The sequence below is a fragment of the Streptomyces flavalbus genome, assembly GCF_042674625.1.
Lineage (GTDB): Bacteria > Actinomycetota > Actinomycetes > Streptomycetales > Streptomycetaceae > Streptomyces > Streptomyces flavalbus.
The window spans coordinates 4,504,568-4,524,402 of sequence record NZ_JBHTEB010000001.1 but is presented as its reverse complement, the minus strand read 5'-3'; the positions used below and the strand labels follow the sequence as shown (position 1 = coordinate 4,524,402).

Genomic DNA, 19,835 nt, shown 5'->3' with positions numbered 1-19,835 from the left:
CCGACGGCGCGCTGTCTCCGGCTCCCCGGCCGCCCGGCCCGCGGTAGCCGCCCGCCCCTTCCGTCCCATCGCCCTTACGGCGCCCCGCTCGCGCTCGGCGGTGAGCCGGTGTCCTGCGAGCTGGACGGCGGCGGGTCGCTCGGCGGGGGCTCCGGATCGGGTGTCGGGTCGGGGTCCTGGGACGTGGGCGGTGGGTCGCTCGGGGCCGGGTCCGAGGGGTTGGTCGGCGGTGTCGTCGGCGGCCGGGTCGGCTCGGTGGGCGGCGTCGGCGGCTTCGGGGTGCCGGGGCGGCCGGTCGGGCGCGGGTCGGGTCGGGGGGCGGGGCGCGGGTCGGAGGGGCGGGGCGCGGTGCCGTAGCCGTGGATGGAGACGACGGCGCCCGCGGGCGCGATCGCCACGCGTGCCGTCCAGTGCCCGGACGGCTCGCGCAGATGGTCGACGTACACCTTGACCGTGAACGTCTCGCCGGGCCGGAGGGTTCCCGAGGAGCGGCTCGCGTAGAGCCAGGAGCCCTGGGTGGCCAGGGACCAGCGGACCGGCGCGGGGCCCGACGCCGTGAGGGTGATCAGCGTGGTGTCGCCGATGCTGTCGGCGCGCACGTCGAGGTGGCCCGCGCCCCTGCTCCCGGCGCCGGTGACGCCGTAGACCTCCACGGAGACGTCGGAGGCGGGCGGGCCGGGCGTGGTGGCGTTGCCGGTGTTCTCGTAGCCGTAGTCGTCGCCGCTGGCCGTGCCCCTGCCGTCGGCCGGGTCGTCCTCGCGGCTGGCGGCGGTCGCGCGGCCCTCTCCCGCCTCACCCGCGACCGGGGTGCCCCGGTAGGCGGACCACAGGGCGATCACGGGGGCGGCGACGACGGTGGCGACGACCGTCGTCGTGACGGCACGCGCGCGTAGCCGGTCCCGCCGGGCCGCGCGGTCCTTGGGGTCCATGGGGAAGCCGCGCCGGTCGAAGCGGGGGGCACCGCCCCGCACGCGCGGGTGGTGGACCATCGCCAGGTGCAGGGCCGCGCGGGGCGCCGCCAGGACGGGCAGCTCGGCGGGGGTCACGGTGGCGCCGGGCCAGCGGCCGGGGACGGCGCGCTGGGCGGTGCGGCGGCAGCGCGGGCAGTCGTCGACGTGCCGGACGAGTTCCTTGCGCACGGCGGAGCTGAGCACCAGTTGGCCGTCGCCGGTGAGCCGGGCGACGCCGGGGCAACTGCCGGTCTCCACGACGGCGAGGGCCGCGCGCGTGCGCTCCACCTCGCAGGCGGCGGAGGCCAGCAGCTCACGGGCGGCGGCGAGGTCCATGCCCAGCACCGCGGCGACCTCGTGGGCGGCGAGGTGGTGGCGCACGGCGAGTTCGAGGGCCTCGCGCTGCTCCGGCGTGGTGCCCGCGGCCTCCGGCCAGGCGAGCCGGGCGAGTTCACGGCGCCGCCGCTGCCGCTCCTCCTCCGAGACGGGCGCCACGGCGGGCTGGGCCGAGCCGTGCCGGGCGGTCGCGGGACGGCCCACGGCGTGGTGGGCCTGACGTTTCTGCTTGGCCTCGGCCAGCTTCCGCAGGCACGACCAGCGGGCCAGCGCGTACAGCCAGGCCCTGCGGTCCCCGACGGCCTCGGGGGCGCGCTGACCGCGCCGTTCGGCGAGGACGAGCACGTCGCCGAGGGCGGCGGTCGCGGCGTCGTGGTCGCAGAGCACCGAGAGGCAGTACGTGAACAGTCCGTCCAGGTAGGGCTCGTAGCGCGCGGGGGATCGCTGGGCCAGCGTGCGCGCCGCGGCACGGTCGCGCGCCTCGCGGTGCGCGCGGTGCGCGGCGGGGCGCGCGCCGGTGGTGCGGGTCGAGGTCTCCGGGCTGCTGCTCATCACCCGGCGACCGTAGGGGCCGTGGGAGTGTCCGTTCGCGCCCCTTGAGGGCTTTTAATCCGTACGGGTGAAACGATCCCTCATAAGGGGACAGGAATGCCGCATTCCGTGACCCGTTCGTGGCGGTGGTGGATGATTCCGCCGGATTGCGGCCCGTTATGGCGAGTTGCGGCACTCATGCATCGGCCAAGGGGCGAGCGGGCGGGGCGTTGTCAGTGGGGGCGGCTACGGTTTCGTGCATGGCTGCCCGTACGAAGACCACCAAGGACCGGCCGTCCTACCGCTGCACCGAGTGCGGCTGGCAGACGGCCAAGTGGCTCGGCCGCTGCCCCGAGTGCCAGGCGTGGGGGACGGTCGAGGAGTACGGCGCGCCCGCCGTGCGGACCACCACCCCGGGCCGCGTCACCACCTCCGCGCTGCCCATCGGCCAGGTCGACGGCCGCCAGGCCACCGCCCGCTCCACCGGCGTCCCCGAGCTGGACCGGGTCCTCGGCGGCGGGCTCGTCCCCGGCGCGGTGGTGCTGCTCGCGGGGGAACCGGGCGTCGGCAAGTCCACGCTGCTGCTCGACGTGGCGGCCAAGGCGGCCAGCGACGACCACCGCACGCTCTACGTCACCGGTGAGGAGTCCGCGAGCCAGGTCCGGCTGCGCGCCGACCGCATCGGCGCCATCGACGACCACCTCTACCTGGCCGCCGAGACCGATCTCGCCGCCGTCCTCGGCCACTTGGACGCGGTGAAGCCGTCCCTTTTGATCATGGACTCGGTGCAGACGGTCGCCTCCCCGGAGATCGACGGCGCCCCCGGCGGCATGGCCCAGGTCCGGGAGGTCGCGGGCGCCCTGATCCGCGCCTCCAAGGAACGCGGCATGTCCACGCTCCTGGTGGGCCACGTCACCAAGGACGGCGCGATCGCCGGACCCCGCCTGCTGGAGCACCTGGTCGACGTCGTGCTGCACTTCGAGGGCGACCGGCACGCGCGCCTGCGCCTCGTCCGCGGCGTCAAGAACCGCTACGGCGCCACCGACGAGGTCGGCTGCTTCGAACTGCACGACGAGGGCATCGTCGGCCTCGCCGACCCCAGCGGCCTGTTCCTGACCCGGCGTGCCGAGCCCGTCCCCGGCACCTGCCTGACGGTCACCCTGGAGGGCCGCCGCCCGCTGGTCGCGGAGGTGCAGGCGCTCACCGTCGACTCCCAGATCCCCTCCCCGCGCCGCACGACCTCCGGCTTGGAGACCTCCCGCGTGTCGATGATGCTGGCCGTCCTGGAACAGCGCGGCCGGATCAGCGCCTTGGGCAAGCGGGACATCTACTCCGCGACGGTCGGCGGCGTGAAGCTCTCCGAGCCCGCCGCCGACCTCGCCGTGGCCCTCGCCCTCGCCTCCGCCGCCAGCGACACCCCGCTGCCGAAGAACCTGGTCGCCATCGGCGAGGTCGGCCTCGCGGGCGAGGTGAGACGGGTCACGGGCGTACAGCGCAGGCTCGCCGAAGCACACCGCCTGGGCTTCACGCACGCCCTGGTACCGGGCGATCCCGGCAAGGTCCCGCCCGGCATGAAGGTGCTGGAAGTCGCGGACATAGGGGACGCCCTGAGGGTGCTGCCGCGCTCCCGTCGTCGAGACGCCCCCCGGGAGACGGAGGAGCGCCGGTAGACTTTGCCCTGGTCTCGCCCGTCCGTACGAACAGTGTGCGCCTGACGGGAGCGCCCCAGAACCTGCGACCGGAGGAGTGCAGTGGCAGCCAACGACCGGGCAGCAGCTCCCGGAAAGTCCGGTGGGAGTGCCGGTTCCGATGGCCTGATGCGCGCCTCGCTGAGCGCCGTGGCGCCCGGCACCGCCCTGCGTGACGGCCTTGAGCGGGTCCTGCGCGGCAACACCGGCGGCCTGATCGTGCTCGGCTCGGACAAGACCGTCGAGGCGATGTGCACGGGCGGCTTCGTGCTGGACGTCGAGTTCACCGCGACCCGGCTGCGGGAGCTGTGCAAGCTGGACGGCGGCATCGTGCTCTCCTCCGACCTGTCGAAGATCCTCCGCGCGGGCGTGCAGTTCGTGCCCGACGCGACGATCCCGACGGAGGAGACCGGCACCCGGCACCGCACCGCGGACCGGGTCAGCAAGCAGGTCGGCTTCCCGGTGGTCTCCGTCTCCCAGTCGATGCGGCTGATCGCCCTCTACGTCTCCGGGCAGCGCCGCGTCCTGGAGGACTCCGCGGCGATCCTGTCCCGCGCCAACCAGGCCCTCGCCACCCTGGAGCGCTACAAGCTCCGCCTCGACGAGGTCGCGGGAACGTTGTCAGCGCTGGAGATCGAGGACCTGGTGACGGTCCGCGACGTCTCCGCGGTCGCGCAGCGCCTGGAGATGGTCCGCCGGATCGCCACCGAGATCGCCGAGTACGTGGTGGAGCTGGGCACCGACGGGCGGCTGCTCGCCCTCCAGCTCGACGAGCTGATCGCGGGCGTCGAACCCGAGCGTGAGCTGGTCGTGCGGGACTACGTGCCCGAGCCCACCGCCAAGCGCTCCCGCACGGTCGAGGAGGCCCTCGCCGAGCTGGACGCCCTCACCCACGCCGAGCTGCTCGAACTGCCCACGGTCGCCCGCGCCCTGGGGTACACCGGCTCGCCCGAGACCCTCGACTCCGCGGTGTCGCCGCGCGGCTTCCGGCTGCTGGCCAAGGTGCCGCGGCTGCCGGGCGCGATCATCGACCGCCTGGTGGAGCACTTCGGCGGCCTCCAGAAGCTGCTCGCCGCCAGCGTCGACGACCTCCAGACCGTGGACGGCGTGGGCGAGGCCCGGGCGCGCAGCGTACGGGAGGGTCTGTCGCGGCTGGCGGAGTCGTCGATCCTGGAGCGGTACGTCTGACGACGGCGCCAGCGCCGGGTGCCCAGCGTGTACCGGGTGCCTGTACCCGGCGGGTACCGGGTGCCAGTACCCGGCGACCGCCCGGACGCCCTAGTCGGCGTCCAGCACGAACGACGTCCGCGCCTTCGGGAACCCCGGGGCCTTGGCCTCCACCAGGTACGTCCCGGGCGAGGCCGTGCCCGCCGGGGGCGTCCCGCAGGACGGGGCGCTCGGCTTGCGGTCCCACTCCACGGGGTAGGTGATGCTGCTCCCGGCGGGCACCCGGAAGAACAGGCTCCCCGCGCCCTTGGGGCAGTCGTCCGACGACCAGTACGCGTCGTCGTCCGTGGCCTGAGTGATCGTCAACACCGCGGTCTTCGGGCCGAGATCGACCTTGCAGTCACCGCTGGAGGAGTTCTTCGCCGTCAGCCGGAAGGCGGGCCGCTCGCCGGGCGCGTACGAGTTGCGCACGCTGCTCAGGCTCAACGTCACCGCGTCGGCGGAGCAGTTGGGGATCGAGGACCCCGCGGGCAGCGCGTCGCCACTGCCCACCCCGGTGCCCGCGGAACCGTTACCGCCACCGGACCCGGCGGCACCCCCGCTCCCGCCGCTGCCGCCGTCCCCGGAACCGTCACCGGAGCCGCCGTCCCCCGAGCCCGTGCCCGAACCGCCCCCGGAACCACCACCGTTGGAGTTCCCGCTGGAGTCCCCGCCGCTCGACTCGTCGCGCCCGCCCGGCGCTTGGCTGATCGCCGGTCCCGACCCGGAGGGACCCGGCGTGATGGTCGAGACGGTCGGCGAGGGACTCTCCCCGTTGGAGCCGTCGGCGCCGTTGTCGCTTCCCCCGCCGCCGGACACCATGATCCAGAGGATCAGCAAGGCCAACAGGGCGAGCACGGACAGCAGGACGACCCTCCGTCGCCAGTAGATGGAGGAGGGAAGCGGCCCAACCGGATTGCGCAGAGATCCCACGGCGCAAACTGTACGAGAGATCGGCGCGTTCGCTTGCCACACCCGCCGCCCCGGGCGCCAATCTTTACGGATCATCATCCCGCGCGGGCGTGTTCGACGCCGTACGCCACCGTGACGCCGACGTCACTGCCCGCTCCCGCGGTGTCCGGCATGGCAGGATCGGAAGGGCCATGACTGCGCCAACGAAGCCCCAGCCGCTCTCCGAACCCCAGCCACCGCACGAGCCGAAGCCCTCGCACGAGCCGACGTCCTCCCACGCGTCGCCGCCCTCGAACACGTCGACGCCCTCGCACGAGCCCACGTCCCCGCACCCGTCGACGCCCTCGCACGAGCCCACGTCCCCGCACCCGTCGACGCCCGCCCCCACGTCGATGCCCCAGCCCCTCTCCGAGCCCCGGCCCGCGTACGAGGAGCCGCCGCACGGACCCGGCGGCGAGGACCTGCACGCCCCCGTCATCACGTGGTTCGACGAGCACGCGCGTGACCTGCCCTGGCGGCACCCCGAGGCGGGACCGTGGGGCGTCATGGTCAGCGAGTTCATGTTGCAGCAGACGCCGGTCAGCCGCGTCCTGCCCGTCTACGAGCAGTGGCTGGCCCGCTGGCCCCGCCCTGCCGACCTCGCCCGCGAGGCACCCGGCGAGGCGGTACGCGCCTGGGGCCGCCTCGGCTACCCGCGCCGCGCGCTGCGGCTGCACGGCGCCGCGGTCGCCATAGCGGAACGGCACGGCGGGGACGTACCCACCGACCACGGCCAGTTGCTGGCGCTGCCCGGCATCGGGGAGTACACGGCGGCGGCCGTGGCGTCGTTCGCCTACGGGCAGCGGCACGCCGTACTCGACACCAATGTGCGCCGGGTCCTCGCGCGGGCGGTGACCGGGGTGCGGTACCCGCCGAACGCCACGACCGCCGCCGAACGCAGGCTCGCGCGTGCGCTGCTGCCCGAGGACGAGCGGACCGCCGCGCGCTGGGCCGCCGCCTCGATGGAGCTGGGCGCGCTGGTGTGCACGGCGAAGAACGAGTCCTGCCACCGCTGTCCGATCGCCGCGCGCTGCGCCTGGCGGCTCGCGGGCAAGCCGGAACACGAGGGACCGCCGCGCCGCGGCCAGACGTACGCCGGGACGGACCGTCAGGTGCGCGGCAAGCTGCTGGCCGTCCTGCGCGAGGCGCACGCGCCGGTGTCGCAGGCGGCGCTTGACCGGGTGTGGCACGAACCGGTGCAGCGGGCGCGGGCGTTGGACGGGCTGGTCGCGGACGGCCTGGTGGAACCACTGCCGGGCGGCCTGTACCGGCTGCCGATGACCTGACGCCCGCCTCCCCCACCACAAAGGGGAGATATCCACACGTATCGGCCCTCGCTCTTATCCCCCGCCTACATCCGTTACACAACCGACGGACAGCCGAGCGTTTCCCGCAGGATCCTTCGCACAGCGCCGTGACAAGTGATCCGTAGCTTCTCTTCCGTGGCCCGCAGGGTGGCGCGGCCACGGCGGAGCGACACCACGGGGAAGCGGGAGGCGGTTGATCATGGCGCAGGAAGAGGTGCTCGAGTTCGAGGAGTACGTCCGCACGCGGCAGGACGCGCTGCTGCGCAGCGCCCGCCGCCTGGTCCCCGACCCGATCGACGCCCAGGACCTGCTCCAGACGGCGCTGGTGCGGACGTACGGCCGCTGGGACGGCATCGCGGACAAGCGGCTCGCGGACGCCTATCTGCGCCGAGTCATGATCAACACGCGGACCGAGTGGTGGCGGGCGCGGAAGCTGGAGGAGGTGCCGACGGAGCAGCTCCCGGACGCCTCCGTCGACGACGCCACCGAACAGCAGGCGGACCGGGCCCTGTTGATGGACGTACTGAAGGTGCTCGCCCCGAAGCAGCGCAGTGTCGTGGTGCTGCGACACTGGGAGCAGATGTCCACCGAGGAGACCGCCGCCGCGCTTGGCATGTCGGCCGGAACGGTCAAGAGCACGCTGCACCGGGCGCTCGCCCGCCTCCGCGAGGAGCTGGAGGCCCGCGACCTCGACGCACGCGCGCTGGAGCGTGAGGAGCGGGAGCGTTGCGCGGCCTGACCGACGCGGGGCCCGGACCGGCCCGATCCACCCTGCGGGCGGTGAGCGCGGCAGCCGCCGCCCTCACCGCCTTCGCGCTGCTGGTCTCGGCCTGCGGCAGCGACGGCACCGGCGCGCGGGACGAGGGCCCCGCCGGGTCGGACTCGGTGGCGGGGGCGGCGTCCCCGTCGATGGTGGTGCCGTCCGCCGCCCCGCGGCGGGTGGACGCGGTCCGGCTGGTCAGGACGGACCCGCTGGTCTCGGCGGCGGTCAAGCGCGAGCTGAAGCCGTGCGCCGCCGACGACTACCCCGTCGACGTCTCCTACGGCGAGCTGACCGGCCGCGCCCCGAGCGAGGTCGTCGTCAACGTGCTGACCTGCGGGGACGCGGTCGGCGTCGGCTCGTACGTGTACCGCGAGACGGACGGCCGGTACCTGAACGTGTTCCGGGCGGAGGAGCCGCCGGTCTACGCCGAGATAGACCGCGGCGACCTGGTGGTGACCAAGCAGGTGTACGGGCGTGGCGACCCGGTGTCGAACCCGTCCGGCGAGAACGTGATCACGTACCACTGGACGGGGGGCCGTTTCACCGAGCGGTACCGCACGCACAACGAGTACGGCACCGTCGCGGGCGAACCGACCCCGGTCCCGGGCGACACCTGAGGCCAGGACCACGGAAGAGACGAACCGAGTCACCACGCCACGAGAACTGAGAGCACCTGGATGGCAGAGCAGACGCACGTCCTGTTCGTCGAGGACGACGACGTCATCCGCGAGGCGACCCAACTCGCCCTGGAGCGGGTCGGTTTCGCGGTGACGGCGATGCCGGACGGCCTGTCCGGCCTGGAGGCGTTCCGCTGCGACCGGCCCGACATCGCCCTGCTGGACGTCATGGTCCCGGGGCTCGACGGGGTCAGCCTGTGCCGTCGTATCCGGGACGAGTCGACCGTGCCGGTGATCATGCTGTCCGCGCGGGCCGACGCCATCGACGTGGTGCTGGGGCTTGAGGCGGGCGCCGACGACTACGTGACCAAGCCGTTCGACGGCGCCGTCCTGGTCGCCCGGATCCGCGCGGTGCTGCGCCGCTTCGGGCACGCGGGCGGCGGGGCGCGGCAGGAGGAGGCCGCCGCACCGGCCGAGGGCGGGGTGCTCACCTTCGGCGAGCTGGAGATCGACACGGACGGCATGGAGGTACGGCGGTCCGGGCGGCCGGTGGCGCTGACGCCGACGGAGATGCGGCTGCTGCTGGAGTTCTCCACCGCGCCGGGCACGGTGCTCTCCCGCGACAAGCTCCTCGAACGCGTCTGGGACTACGGCTGGGGCGGGGACACCCGCGTCGTCGACGTGCATGTGCAGCGGCTGCGAACGAAGATCGGCCAGGACCGCATCGAGACGGTCCGCGGCTTCGGCTACAAGCTCAAGCCCTGACGGCCGGAGGTCCGGGACATGCGGGGGAAGAACGACGACGCACCCGAGCGCCGTGCGGACGGTGGCGGGCGGATACGGCGCCTGGTGCCCGCGCTGGTGGCGCGCACGGGCATCCGCACGGGGCTGCGCTGGAAGCTCAGTACGGCGATCGCGCTGGTCGGCGCGCTGGTGGCGGTCGCGCTCAGTCTCGTCGTGCACAACGCCGCGCGGGTGTCGATGCTGGACAACTCCCGTGACCTCGCGGACGCGCGGCTGCGGATAGCGCAGCGCAACTACGAGCTGTCCAGCCGCCCGAACTTCCCCAGCGTCAAGATCGACGACCCGGAGCTGCCCGCGGAGCTGCGCAGCAAGGTCGAGCAGGGCCGCCGGGCGACGTACGTCGGGGACGGCGGGGACGTACCGGACATCTGGGCGGCGGTGCCGCTCAAGGACGGGCACGTGATGTCGCTGCACACGGGGTTCCCTGACCGCAGTACGGACATCCTCAACGACCTCGACCAGGCGCTGGTGATCGGGTCCATCGCGGTCGTCCTCGGCGGCAGCGCCCTCGGGGTGCTGATCGGCGCGCAGTTGTCGCGTCGGCTGCGGAAGGCGGCGGCCGCCGCGAACCGGGTCGCCAAGGGTGAGACGGACGTGCGGGTGCGGGAGGCGATCGGCGGGGTGGTCCGGGACGAGACGGACGACCTCGCGCGGGCCGTCGACGCGATGGCGGACGCGCTCCAGCAGCGGCTGGAGGCGGAGCGCCGGGTCACCGCCGACATCGCGCACGAGCTGCGCACGCCGGTGACGGGCCTGCTCACCGCGGCCGAGCTGCTGCCGCCGGGGCGGCCGACGGAGCTGGTGCTCGACCGGGCGAAGGCGATGCGCACGCTGGTCGAGGACGTCCTGGAGGTCGCCCGGCTCGACGGGGCGTCGGAGCGGGCGGAGCTGCAGGACATCCTGCTGGGCGAGTTCGTCGCCCGGCGGGTGGCGGCGAAGGACCCCGGGGCCGGGGTGGTCGTCGTCCATGAGTCGGAGGTCACCACGGACCCGCGGCGGCTGGAGCGGGTGCTGTTCAACCTGCTCGCCAACGCCGCCCGGCACGGCCGACCGCCGATCGAGGTGACCGTGGAGGGGCGGGTGATCCGGGTCCGCGACCACGGCCCGGGGTTCCCGGAGGACCTGCTCGCGGAGGGCCCGAGCCGGTTCCGCACCGGCAGCAGGGACCGCGCCGGACGCGGTCACGGCCTGGGCCTGACCATCGCCGCGGGTCAGGCGCGGGTGCTCGGCGCCCGGCTGACCTTCCGCAACGTACGGCCCCCGGGTGCGCCGCGCGGCAACCCCGAGGGCGCGGTCGCGGTCCTGTGGCTCCCGGAACACGCGCCGACGAACACGGGGAGCTATCCGATGCTGCCGCTGGGAGAGGGGCCGAGGTAAGGGACCAGGGGGACCAGGGGGCGGGCCGCCTTGTCAGGCGCCCGCCCCCTGGTTGCCCCTACGGCGTCGGTCAGACCGGCTCCGCCACCGCCGCCGGAGCCGCCGGAGCCGTGTCGTCGTCGTCCGTCCTCTGCGGGCCGCGCCCTTCAGCGGGACCTCCTTCACGAAGACCGCCGCGACCAGCGCCACCACGGCCACGCACGCGCCCAGCAGGAAGGCGCCGTGGGTGCCCGAGGAGACCGCGTGCTGGTACGCCTCCCGGGCCACCGCGGGCAGCTTGGCCAGGCTGGCCGCGTCGAGCTGGGCGGACTGCTCGGTCACCTGGCCGACCTGGGAGCCCCCCGCACCGGCCGCCCGCTCGGCCATGACGTCCTGGACGCGGTGGTTGAACAGCGCGCCCATGATCGCGACACCGAAGGAGGAGCCGAGGGTGCGGAAGAGCGTGGTCGAGGAGGAGGCGACGCCCATGTCCTTCATCTCCACGCTGTTCTGCGCGACCAGCATGGTGATCTGCATCAGACAGCCCATGCCGAGACCGAGTACGGCCATGTAGAGGCCGGAGGTCAGCCGCGAGGTCCCGGTGTCCATGAGGGACAGCAGCCACAGCCCGGTGACCAGCAGGGCGCCGCCCACCAGCGGGAAGACCTTGTAGCGCCCGGTGCTGGTGGTGACCCGCCCGGCGACCATCGAGGTGACCAGCATCGCGCCCAGCATCGGCAGCAGCAGGATTCCGGAGTTGGTCGCGGACGCGCCCTGCACCGACTGCTGGTACAGCGGCAGGAAGAGCACCGCGCCGAACATCACGAAGCCGGTGATGAAGCCGATGACGGCCATCAGCGTGAAGTTGCGGCTGCGGAAGATGTGCAGCGGCATGATCGGCTCGGCGGCCCGCTGCTCCCACAGAACGAAGCCGACCAGGGCGACGACCCCGATGGCGGTCAGCTCCATGATCCGCGCGGACGTCCAGGCGTACTCGGTGCCGCCCCAGGTGGTGACGAGCACGATCGAGGTGATGCCGACGGTCAGCAGCGCGGCGCCGACGTAGTCGATACGGGTCCGCGCGAGCTTCTTCGGCAGGTGCAGGACGACACTGATGGCGACGAGCGCGACGGCGCCGAGCGGCAGGTTGATGTAGAAGGCCCAGCGCCAGCCCCAGTTGTCGGTGATGGTGCCGCCGACGAGCGGCCCGCCGATCATCGCGAGCGCCATCACGGCGGCCATCATGCCCTGGTACTTGCCGCGCTCGCGGGGCGGGATCAGATCGCCGATGATGGCCATCACGCCGACCATCAGACCGCCCGCGCCGAGGCCCTGCACCGCGCGGAAGCCGATGAGCTGGCCCATGTCCTGGGCCATGCCGCTGAGCGCGGAACCGATCAGGAAGAGCACGATGGACGTCATGAACGAGCCCTTGCGCCCGTACATGTCACCGATCTTGCCCCAGATGGGCGTGGACGCGGCGGTGGCCAGCGTGTACGCCGTGACCACCCACGACAGGTGCTCCAGGCCGCCGAGTTCCCCGACGATCGTCGGCATCGCGGTGCCGATGATCATGTTGTCGAGCATCGCGAGCATCATCGCGATCATCAGCGCGAGCAGGACCACCCGTATGCTCTTCGGCTGTTTCCCGGTCTCCGCGGCCTCTTCGACCGCTGGCCGTGCGTCGGTCATGGCTTCCGCCCCCAGCTACCCACGAGATTGCTTACTTACTTGCCGTCCGGCTAGTAAACTCCGCTAGGTAAGGTAGGAGCGGAACTAGCCGGTCGTCAAGTAAGTTCTGGGGAAAGTACGATCGGGGGCGGGCGACGAGGAGCGACAGCATGGATGCCACGGACGGCACGGGCGGCACGAGCGGCGCCAGCGGCACGGCCAGCGCGGGCGAGACCAGGCAGCGACGCCGCGGGAACACCCGCCAGCGCATCCAGGACGTCGCCCTGGAACTCTTCGCCGAGCAGGGCTACGAGAAGACCTCGCTGCGCGAGATCGCCGAGCGCCTCGACGTCACCAAGGCGGCGCTCTACTACCACTTCAAGACCAAGGAAGAGATCATCGTCAGCCTCTTCGAGGACCTGACGCGGCCGATCGAGGACCTGATCGAGTGGGGCCGTCAGCAGCCGCACACCGTGGAGACCAAGCGGGAGATCATCCACCGCTACAGCGACGCGCTCAGCGCCGCGTCCCCGCTGTTCCGCTTCATGCAGGAGAACCAGGCGACGGTACGGGACCTGCGCATCGGCCAGATGTTCAAGAGCCGGATGCTCGGTATGCGGGACATCATCGTCGACCCGGACGCCGATCTGGTGGACCAGGTCCGCTGCGTCAGCGCCCTGTTCACGCTGCACGCCGGGATGTTCGTCCTGCGGGAGATGGACGTCGACCCCAAGGACGCGCGCGATGCGGTCCTTGAGGTCGCGGTCGATCTGGTGACCCAGGCGCACGGGGGCTCGAAGGAGTCCGGCGCCTGAGCGCGGGGCGCCCGGGTGGGGCGCGTCAGCGGGACGGCGTCAGAGGCTGACACCCTTGCCGTGCAGGAAGCGCACCGGGTCGATGGCGGTGCCGTAGTTGGCGGTCGTACGGATCTCGAAGTGCAGGTGCGGACCGCTGGAGTTGCCGGTGTTGCCGGACAGGGCGATGCGCTGGCCGGTCTTGACGACCTGGCCGACCTTCACGTTGATCTTCGACAGGTGGGCGTACTGCGAGTACGTGCCGTTGCCGTGCTTGATCACGATGGCGTTGCCGTACGCGGGACCGTCACCGGCGCCGTTGCCACCGGCCTTGACGACCGTACCGCCGTGGGCGGCGACGACCCGGGTGCCGGAGGGCACCGCGTAGTCCTGACCGCTGTGGGTGGACTGCCACATGCCGCCCGCCTGGGCGAAGCTGGCGGACAGCTTGTAGTGGCTCACCGGGTTCACCCAGGACGCGGCCTTCTTGGCCGGGGCCTTCTTCGCCGCGGCCTTCTTGGCGGCGGCGGCCTTGGCCTGCGCGGCCTTGACCTGGGCGGCCTTGGCGGCCTTGGCCTTGGCAGCCGCCGCGGCCTGCGCCTTGGCGGCCTTCGCCTGGGCGGCGGCCTGGGCCTGCACGGCGCTCGCCGCGCTGGTGGCGGAGGTGGCCGCGCTCGCTTCGGCGGCGGCCGCGACCCCGGTCCCCAGCACGACCGTGGCTCCCATACCGGCGGCCAGGACGGCGGCGCGGGTGCGGAGCGAGGACGTACGGGCGGAACGGGACGTGACGCGCTGGATCATCTCAACCTCAGGGGTGGGGGACAGAGAAGCACCCGGCGAATCGGACGTCCGCCGGATGGCTCATCCTTGGTAACCCCCGAGGTACGAATCTCCCAAACGTGTGATCTACGACGGAAGCTAGTAATTGATGAGGAAACTTCCCACTTGTTGACAGGTGCGGCGTTGGGAACGAACGGCGCAAGTTAGCCACTATTCCGCCTAGTAACGGACAAATCGCCTGTGCGGCATGTCACCGCCGACCCCCGGCGACCACCCCCGGAATGTGACCCGCACTACGCTGCTGACCTGCACTTCGGACGGCCTCAGGGGGAGGGCGGATGGAACCGTCAGTGATCGGCGTGAAGGTGGCCTCGGGGGTAGTAGGCCCGCTCATCAGGAAGCTGTTCGTCGCGGAGGGGCCGGGCGCCGGGCTCGTGGACCAGCCCGTCCGGATCTCCGGCCTCGTGTCGTTCAGGGGCGAGAAGCGCACGCTGACCATCGACGACCTGCACAAGCTCGCCGCCGAGCTGGTGCGGCGGGCGCTGCGGGACGGGGAGCGCCCCGTCGCACCCGACGAGGAGACGGCCGTACAGGTCGCGCTGGCCCGCAGCCTGCACGCCCTCGGCGACCTCACCATGACCGACGTACAGGCCGTGGAACTCGGCCACGAGGCACTGGCCCGGCGCCTGCGCGCCATGTGCCCCGAGCACGCCGCGATCCTCTCCCTGGACGCCTCCCTCTTCTACGAGAACCTCCTGGACACCGCCTGCCTGCACATCCTGCACTTCTTCACCCAGCGGTCCACCTTCGTCCCCCGCACCCTCGTCGAGCAGACCCGGCGGCAGCGCGAGCTGATCGCCAAGGTCGACGCGCTGATCGCCCGTACCCCGGCCACCGGCGGCACCGACACCGCCTTCGAACAGCGCTACCAGGCGTACGTCCCCACCCGGCACGGTCACCTCACCATCTACGGCATCGACCTGCACCACTCCCCCGACCGCTGGCCCCTGGACGCCGCCTACCTCAGCCTCCAGGCCCTCGGTCCCGCCGAGGACGCCGTCGCCGGGCAGCACGCCGCCACCGCCCTCCCCGCCGAACAGGCCCTCGCCGACCACGACCGGGTGCTGCTGCGCGGCGTCGCCGGGTCCGGCAAGACGACGCTCGTGCAGTGGCTCGCGGTGACGGCGGCCCGCGGTGAGCGCGGGGACGTGATCCCGTTCGTCCTGCCGCTGCGCACCCTCGTCCGCCACCCCGGCGGGCTGCCCTCCCCCGACGCCTTCCTGGCCGCCGTCCGCGTCCCGTTCCACGCCAGCCAGCCGGAGGGCTGGGCGGACCGCGTCCTCACGGCCCGCCGCGGGCTGCTCCTCGTGGACGGCATCGACGAGATCCCGGAGCGCGAGCGCGAACGCACCCGGCGCTGGCTGCGCGAACTGCTGGACGTCTACCCCGGCAACCGCTGGCTGGTGACCTCCCGCCCCTCCGCCGTCCGCGAGGACTGGCTCGCCGCCGACGGCTTCACGGAACTCGCCCTCGCCCCGATGAGCCAGGACGACATCGCCGCGTTCATCGCCCGCTGGCACACGGCCGCCCGTGCCGACGCGCCCGACCCCGACCGCCTCGACGACTACGAACGCTCACTCCTCGACGCCGTCCGCACCAAGCCCGACCTCGGCCGACTCGCCACCAACCCGCTGATGTGCGGGCTGGTCTGCGCCCTGCACCGCGACCGGCGCGGCTACCTCCCGCACGGCAGGCAGGAGTTGTACGACGCCGCCCTGTCGATGCTGCTCGCGCGGCGCGACGAGGAGCGGGACATGACCGGCCAGGACGACGTCCGGCTCAGCGAACTGCCGCAGATCCAGCTCCTCCAGCGGCTCGCGTACTGGCTGATCCGCAACAACCAGTCCGAGATGGACCGCGAACGCGCCGAGCGGATCATCGCCGAGGTGCTCCCGTCCCTCCCCTCGGCGGCGGCGCAGGGAGACGCCGGTACGATCCTCCGCCACCTCCTGGTCCGCAGCGGGCTGCTCCGCGAACCCGCCGTCGGCACGGTCGAGTTCGTCCACCGCACCTTCCAGGACTACCTGGGCGCCAAGGCCGCCGTGGAGGACGGCGACTTCGGGCTGCTGGTCCGGGGCGCGTCGGACGAGCAGTGGGCCGACGTCATCCGCATGGCCATGGCCCACGCCCGGCCACGGGAGCGGGCCGACCTGCTGCGTGACCTGACGCGGGCCGCGGACCGGGCGGAGGGCCCCGCGAGCACCCGGATACGGCTGCTCGCACTGGCCTCGCTGGAACACGCGACGGAACTGGACCCGACGGTCCGGGCGGAGGTCGAGCGGGGAGCGGCGGCCCTGATCCCACCCCGGACCACGGAGGAGGCCCGCGCACTGGCGGAGGTGGGCCCCCTGGTGCTGGAGCTGCTGCCGGGTCCTGAGGGGCTGACGGACGCGGAGGCCCGGGCGGTGGTGGTGACGGCCTCGCTGATCGGGACGGAGGCGGCGGTGCCGGTGTTGGCACGGTTCCGGTCGCATCGGGCGGTGGAGGTGCGGGCGCAGTTGGCGTGGACGTGGTACCGGTTCCCGGCGCGGTGGTACGGGGAGGAGGTCGTCACCCGGCTGCCTGAGGACGATCTCTTCTTCGCCGTGCACTCCGAGGACCACCTGCGCGTTCTTCGGGAAGCGGGCGGGCGCTCCTCCCTCCAGCTCGTCGGTGAGGTGGACCCGGACGGGCTGCCGTCAGAGACGGTGACCAGACTGATGATCCGCGGCAACGGCCGCCTGAGGGATCTGCGCTGCCTCGCCGAGTTGCACCGGCTCACCTGGCTCTCCCTCGATGCGCTGCCCGGCCTGGAACGGCCGGACGCGCTGGCCCCGCTCGCCAGGGCACGGACCCTGGACGCGCTCGACCTGGGTATCCGGCTGAAGGCCGCCTCCCTCGACGAAGCCCTGCCCCACGAGCTGCCGCTGCGGTATCTGCGCTTCGCCAAGAAGGCGCTTGTGGAGACCGGGCTGAGCGGGCTGCGCCGGTTCGGTTCACTGAGGCGGCTCAGCCTCGCCGCCCTCCCCCCGCTGTCCCCCGAGGACTACGAGGAGATCGCCAGCCATCCGACCTTGGAGCAGTTGCAGCTCGACTGGAAGTCCTTCGACTGGGACGGCCTGATGCCCCACATCACCCGCCTCCGTCTCAACAACGTCGACAAGGACCAGGGGCTGTCGGCGCTCCCTGAGGTGTTCCCGAACCTGCGTGAGCTGGACCTCGTCCTGAACCCGGGCACCACCAACGTGCCGAGTGACGTCCTGTCCGCCCTGCCGGTACCGCCGACCGTCATGAACGTCGGAGAGGTGCTGTAAGCAAGGGGCTGCCCCGGAACCCAGCCGGGTTCCGGGGCAGCCCCTTCTGCACTGCTCAGGCCGAGCGCAGCGGCTACGCGTCCTTGCTCAGGTTAGGACCCGCGCCACCAGCCGCCTGCTCGATCGGGGGAACGTCCGGCAGGGCGGACTTCTCCTCGCCGCGGAAGGTGAAGGTCTTGGCCTCGCCCTCGCCCTCCGTGTCGACGACCACGATGTGACCGGGGCGCAGCTCGCCGAAGAGGATCTTCTCCGACAGCGAGTCCTCGATCTCGCGCTGGATGGTCCGGCGCAGCGGCCGGGCGCCCAGCACGGGGTCGTAGCCCTTCTTGGACAGCAGCTCCTTGGCGGACTGGGACAGCTCGATGCCCATGTCCCGGTCCTTCAGGCGCTCGTCGACCTTGCCGATCATCAGGTCGACGATCCGCAGGATGTCCTCCTGCGAGAGCTGCGGGAAGACGACCACGTCGTCGACGCGGTTGAGGAACTCGGGCCGGAAGTGCTGCTTCAGCTCGTCCGAGACCTTGTTCTTCATGCGCTCGTAGTTGGTCTTCGTGTCACCCGCGGCGGCGAAGCCGAGGTTGAAGCCCTTGGAGATGTCCCGGGTGCCGAGGTTGGTCGTCATGATGATGACCGTGTTCTTGAAGTCCACGACCCGGCCCTGGGAGTCGGTCAGCCGACCGTCCTCCAGGATCTGCAGCAGCGAGTTGAAGATGTCCGGGTGGGCCTTCTCGACCTCGTCGAAGAGGACGACGGAGAACGGCTTGCGGCGCACCTTCTCGGTGAGCTGGCCACCCTCCTCGTACCCGACGTAGCCGGGGGGCGAGCCGAAGAGCCGCGAGACCGTGTGCTTCTCGCTGAACTCCGACATGTCGAGGGAGATCAGCGCGTCCTCGTCGCCGAAGAGGAACTCCGCGAGCGCCTTGGACAGCTCGGTCTTACCGACACCGGACGGACCGGCGAAGATGAACGAGCCACCGGGACGCTTCGGGTCCTTCAGACCCGCACGGGTACGGCGGATCGCCTTCGACAGCGCCTTGACGGCGTCGTTCTGGCCGATGACCCGCTTGTGCAGCTCGTCCTCCATGCGGAGCAGACGGCTGGACTCCTCCTCCGTGAGCTTGAAGACCGGGATGCCGGTGGCGGTGGCGAGGACCTCGGCGATCAGGTCGCCGTCGACCTCGGCCACGACATCCATGTCACCGGCCTTCCACTCCTTCTCCCGCTTCGCCTTCGCGGCCAGGAGCTGCTTCTCCTTGTCGCGCAGCGAGGCGGCCTTCTCGAAGTCCTGCGAGTCGATCGCGGACTCCTTGTCACGGCGGACACCGGCGATCTTCTCGTCGAACTCGCGCAGGTCCGGCGGCGCGGTCATCCGGCGGATGCGCATCCGGGAACCGGCCTCGTCGATCAGGTCGATCGCCTTGTCCGGCAGGAAGCGGTCCGAGATGTACCGGTCGGCCAGGGTGGCGGCCTGGACGAGGGCCTCGTCGGTGATCGAGACGCGGTGGTGCGCCTCGTACCGGTCGCGCAGGCCCTTGAGGATCTCGATGGTGTGCGGCAGGGACGGCTCCGCGACCTGGATGGGCTGGAAGCGGCGCTCCAGGGCCGCGTCCTTCTCCAGATGCTTGCGGTACTCGTCCAGCGTGGTGGCGCCGATGGTCTGCAGCTCACCGCGGGCCAGCATCGGCTTGAGGATGCTCGCCGCGTCGATGGCGCCCTCGGCGGCACCCGCACCGACCAGCGTGTGCAGCTCGTCGATGAACAGGATGATGTCGCCGCGGGTGCGGATCTCCTTGAGCACCTTCTTCAGGCGCTCCTCGAAGTCACCGCGGTAGCGGGAGCCCGCGACCAGGGCACCGAGGTCGAGCGTGTAGAGGTGCTTGTCCTTCAGCGTCTCGGGCACCTCGCCCTTGACGATGGCCTGGGCGAGGCCCTCCACGACGGCGGTCTTGCCGACGCCGGGCTCACCGATCAGCACCGGGTTGTTCTTGGTACGGCGGGACAGCACCTGCATGACCCGCTCGATCTCCTTCTCGCGCCCGATGACCGGGTCGAGCTTGGACTCACGAGCGGCCTGGGTGAGGTTCCGGCCGAACTGGTCGAGGACCAGGGACGTCGAGGGGGTGCCCTCCGCAGGGCCGCCAGCGGTGGCGGTCTCCTTGCCCTGGTAACCGGAGAGCAGCTGGATGACCTGCTGCCGCACGCGGTTCAGATCTGCGCCCAGCTTGACCAGGACCTGGGCGGCGACGCCCTCGCCCTCACGGATCAGGCCGAGCAGGATGTGCTCCGTGCCGATGTAGTTGTGGCCCAGTTGAAGGGCCTCGCGGAGCGACAGCTCCAGGACCTTCTTGGCACGGGGGGTGAAGGGGATGTGCCCGGACGGGGCCTGCTGGCCCTGGCCGATGATCTCCTCCACCTGCTGGCGGACCGCCTCGAGCGAAATCCCGAGGCTCTCAAGGGCCTTGGCGGCGACACCTTCACCCTCGTGGATCAAGCCCAGGAGGATGTGCTCGGTGCCGATGTAGTTGTGGTTGAGCATCCGGGCTTCTTCCTGAGCCAGGACGACAACCCGCCGCGCGCGGTCGGTGAACCTCTCGAACATCGTTAATCGCTCCTCAGAGCGGTCAGGCAGTGGGGGGAACTTCCCCTCCCTGTCCTTCCGCAGCTTAGTCCCGCAAGCGGGGACCGCTCATTCCAACTGCCGACACCGTCGATGGCCTCCTGACCCGTG

At 72.0% G+C, this 19,835-nt stretch carries 13 protein-coding genes and 1 pseudogene; 9 read left to right on the top strand and 5 right to left on the bottom strand.

The genetic code is table 11. The features are described 5' to 3' along the window. Positions 1-74: 74 nt before the first annotated feature. The gene (locus tag ACFQZ6_RS20390; protein WP_381611195.1) at positions 75-1,838 is read right to left on the bottom strand and encodes a hypothetical protein; all 1,764 of its coding nucleotides are present in this window, start codon (positions 1,836-1,838) and stop codon (positions 75-77) included. Between the two features lie 239 nt (positions 1,839-2,077). On the opposite strand from ACFQZ6_RS20390, the gene radA reads away from it, so the two are divergent. Next, positions 2,078-3,487, top strand: a complete 1,410-nt coding sequence (gene radA, locus ACFQZ6_RS20385) for a DNA repair protein RadA (RefSeq protein ID WP_381611193.1) — start codon at positions 2,078-2,080, stop codon at positions 3,485-3,487. Between the two features lie 81 nt (positions 3,488-3,568). After that, positions 3,569-4,693: a DNA integrity scanning diadenylate cyclase DisA gene (disA, locus tag ACFQZ6_RS20380; RefSeq protein ID WP_381611191.1), complete on the top strand. Its 1,125-nt coding sequence runs from the start codon at positions 3,569-3,571 to the stop codon at positions 4,691-4,693. A 90-nt stretch (positions 4,694-4,783) separates the two neighbouring features. On the opposite strand, the gene ACFQZ6_RS20375 is transcribed toward disA, so the two are convergent. Beyond that, positions 4,784-5,644 carry a hypothetical protein gene (locus ACFQZ6_RS20375; RefSeq protein WP_381611189.1) on the bottom strand — a complete coding sequence of 287 codons (861 nt, stop codon included), beginning with the start codon at positions 5,642-5,644 and terminating at the stop codon, positions 4,784-4,786. 371 nt (positions 5,645-6,015) lie between these two features. Between ACFQZ6_RS20375 and ACFQZ6_RS20370 the strand changes: the two genes are divergently transcribed. The 5 genes from ACFQZ6_RS20370 to cseC all read left to right on the top strand — a co-directional run bounded on the left by ACFQZ6_RS20370 (position 6,016) and on the right by cseC (position 10,530). Further along, complete coding sequence (locus ACFQZ6_RS20370) at positions 6,016-6,948, top strand: A/G-specific adenine glycosylase (protein ID WP_381618485.1); 933 nt, start codon at positions 6,016-6,018, stop codon at positions 6,946-6,948. A gap of 220 nt (positions 6,949-7,168) precedes the next feature. Next, a complete protein-coding gene (locus ACFQZ6_RS20365; protein WP_381611187.1) occupies positions 7,169-7,708 on the top strand; it encodes a SigE family RNA polymerase sigma factor in 540 nt (179 codons plus the stop codon). Beyond that, positions 7,696-8,349 (top strand): hypothetical protein, encoded by a 654-nt coding sequence (locus ACFQZ6_RS20360; protein ID WP_381611185.1) that lies wholly within the window; start codon positions 7,696-7,698, stop codon positions 8,347-8,349. Before ACFQZ6_RS20365 ends, ACFQZ6_RS20360 begins: the two co-directional genes overlap by 13 nt. 60 nt (positions 8,350-8,409) lie before the next feature. Continuing rightward, positions 8,410-9,114 (top strand): two-component system response regulator CseB, encoded by a 705-nt coding sequence (gene cseB / locus ACFQZ6_RS20355; protein WP_381611183.1) that lies wholly within the window; start codon positions 8,410-8,412, stop codon positions 9,112-9,114. Positions 9,115-9,132: 18 nt separating this feature from the next. Further along, on the top strand, positions 9,133-10,530 hold the full coding sequence (cseC, locus tag ACFQZ6_RS20350) for a two-component system sensor histidine kinase CseC (protein WP_381611181.1): 1,398 nt from the start codon (positions 9,133-9,135) through the stop codon (positions 10,528-10,530). 70 nt (positions 10,531-10,600) lie between these two features. Here cseC and ACFQZ6_RS20345 read toward each other — a convergent pair. Beyond that, positions 10,601-12,201, bottom strand: a pseudogene (locus tag ACFQZ6_RS20345) (MDR family MFS transporter). A gap of 149 nt (positions 12,202-12,350) precedes the next feature. Here ACFQZ6_RS20345 and ACFQZ6_RS20340 point away from each other — a divergent pair. Next, complete coding sequence (locus tag ACFQZ6_RS20340; RefSeq protein ID WP_381611179.1) at positions 12,351-12,995, top strand: TetR/AcrR family transcriptional regulator; 645 nt, start codon at positions 12,351-12,353, stop codon at positions 12,993-12,995. A 39-nt stretch (positions 12,996-13,034) separates the two neighbouring features. Here the strand turns inward: ACFQZ6_RS20340 and ACFQZ6_RS20335 are convergent, their stop codons facing one another. Further along, positions 13,035-13,775: a M23 family metallopeptidase gene (locus ACFQZ6_RS20335; RefSeq protein ID WP_381611177.1), complete on the bottom strand. Its 741-nt coding sequence runs from the start codon at positions 13,773-13,775 to the stop codon at positions 13,035-13,037. 317 nt (positions 13,776-14,092) lie between these two features. Here ACFQZ6_RS20335 and ACFQZ6_RS20330 point away from each other — a divergent pair, with 317 nt between their 5' ends. Beyond that, a complete protein-coding gene (locus ACFQZ6_RS20330; protein ID WP_381611175.1) occupies positions 14,093-17,107 on the top strand; it encodes an NACHT domain-containing protein in 3,015 nt (1,004 codons plus the stop codon). 73 nt (positions 17,108-17,180) lie between these two features. Here ACFQZ6_RS20330 and ACFQZ6_RS20325 read toward each other — a convergent pair whose 3' ends face one another. Beyond that, complete coding sequence (locus ACFQZ6_RS20325; RefSeq protein ID WP_360223915.1) at positions 17,181-19,706, bottom strand: ATP-dependent Clp protease ATP-binding subunit; 2,526 nt, start codon at positions 19,704-19,706, stop codon at positions 17,181-17,183. Positions 19,707-19,835: the final 129 nt, after the last annotated feature.

What these genes read in the sequence shown, in the direction of transcription:
- ACFQZ6_RS20390 (WP_381611195.1), bottom strand. Translation starts at nt 1,838, where the DNA reads ATGAGCAGCAGCCCGGAGACCTCGACCCGCACCACCGGCGCGCGCCCC.
- radA (WP_381611193.1), top strand. Translation starts at nt 2,078, where the DNA reads ATGGCTGCCCGTACGAAGACCACCAAGGACCGGCCGTCCTACCGCTGC.
- ACFQZ6_RS20370 (WP_381618485.1), top strand. Translation starts at nt 6,016, where the DNA reads ATGCCCCAGCCCCTCTCCGAGCCCCGGCCCGCGTACGAGGAGCCGCCG.
- ACFQZ6_RS20365 (WP_381611187.1), top strand. Translation starts at nt 7,169, where the DNA reads ATGGCGCAGGAAGAGGTGCTCGAGTTCGAGGAGTACGTCCGCACGCGG.
- cseB (WP_381611183.1), top strand. Translation starts at nt 8,410, where the DNA reads ATGGCAGAGCAGACGCACGTCCTGTTCGTCGAGGACGACGACGTCATC.
- cseC (WP_381611181.1), top strand. Translation starts at nt 9,133, where the DNA reads ATGCGGGGGAAGAACGACGACGCACCCGAGCGCCGTGCGGACGGTGGC.
- ACFQZ6_RS20340 (WP_381611179.1), top strand. Translation starts at nt 12,351, where the DNA reads ATGGATGCCACGGACGGCACGGGCGGCACGAGCGGCGCCAGCGGCACG.
- ACFQZ6_RS20335 (WP_381611177.1), bottom strand. Translation starts at nt 13,775, where the DNA reads ATGATCCAGCGCGTCACGTCCCGTTCCGCCCGTACGTCCTCGCTCCGC.
- ACFQZ6_RS20330 (WP_381611175.1), top strand. Translation starts at nt 14,093, where the DNA reads ATGGAACCGTCAGTGATCGGCGTGAAGGTGGCCTCGGGGGTAGTAGGC.
- ACFQZ6_RS20325 (WP_360223915.1), bottom strand. Translation starts at nt 19,706, where the DNA reads ATGTTCGAGAGGTTCACCGACCGCGCGCGGCGGGTTGTCGTCCTGGCT.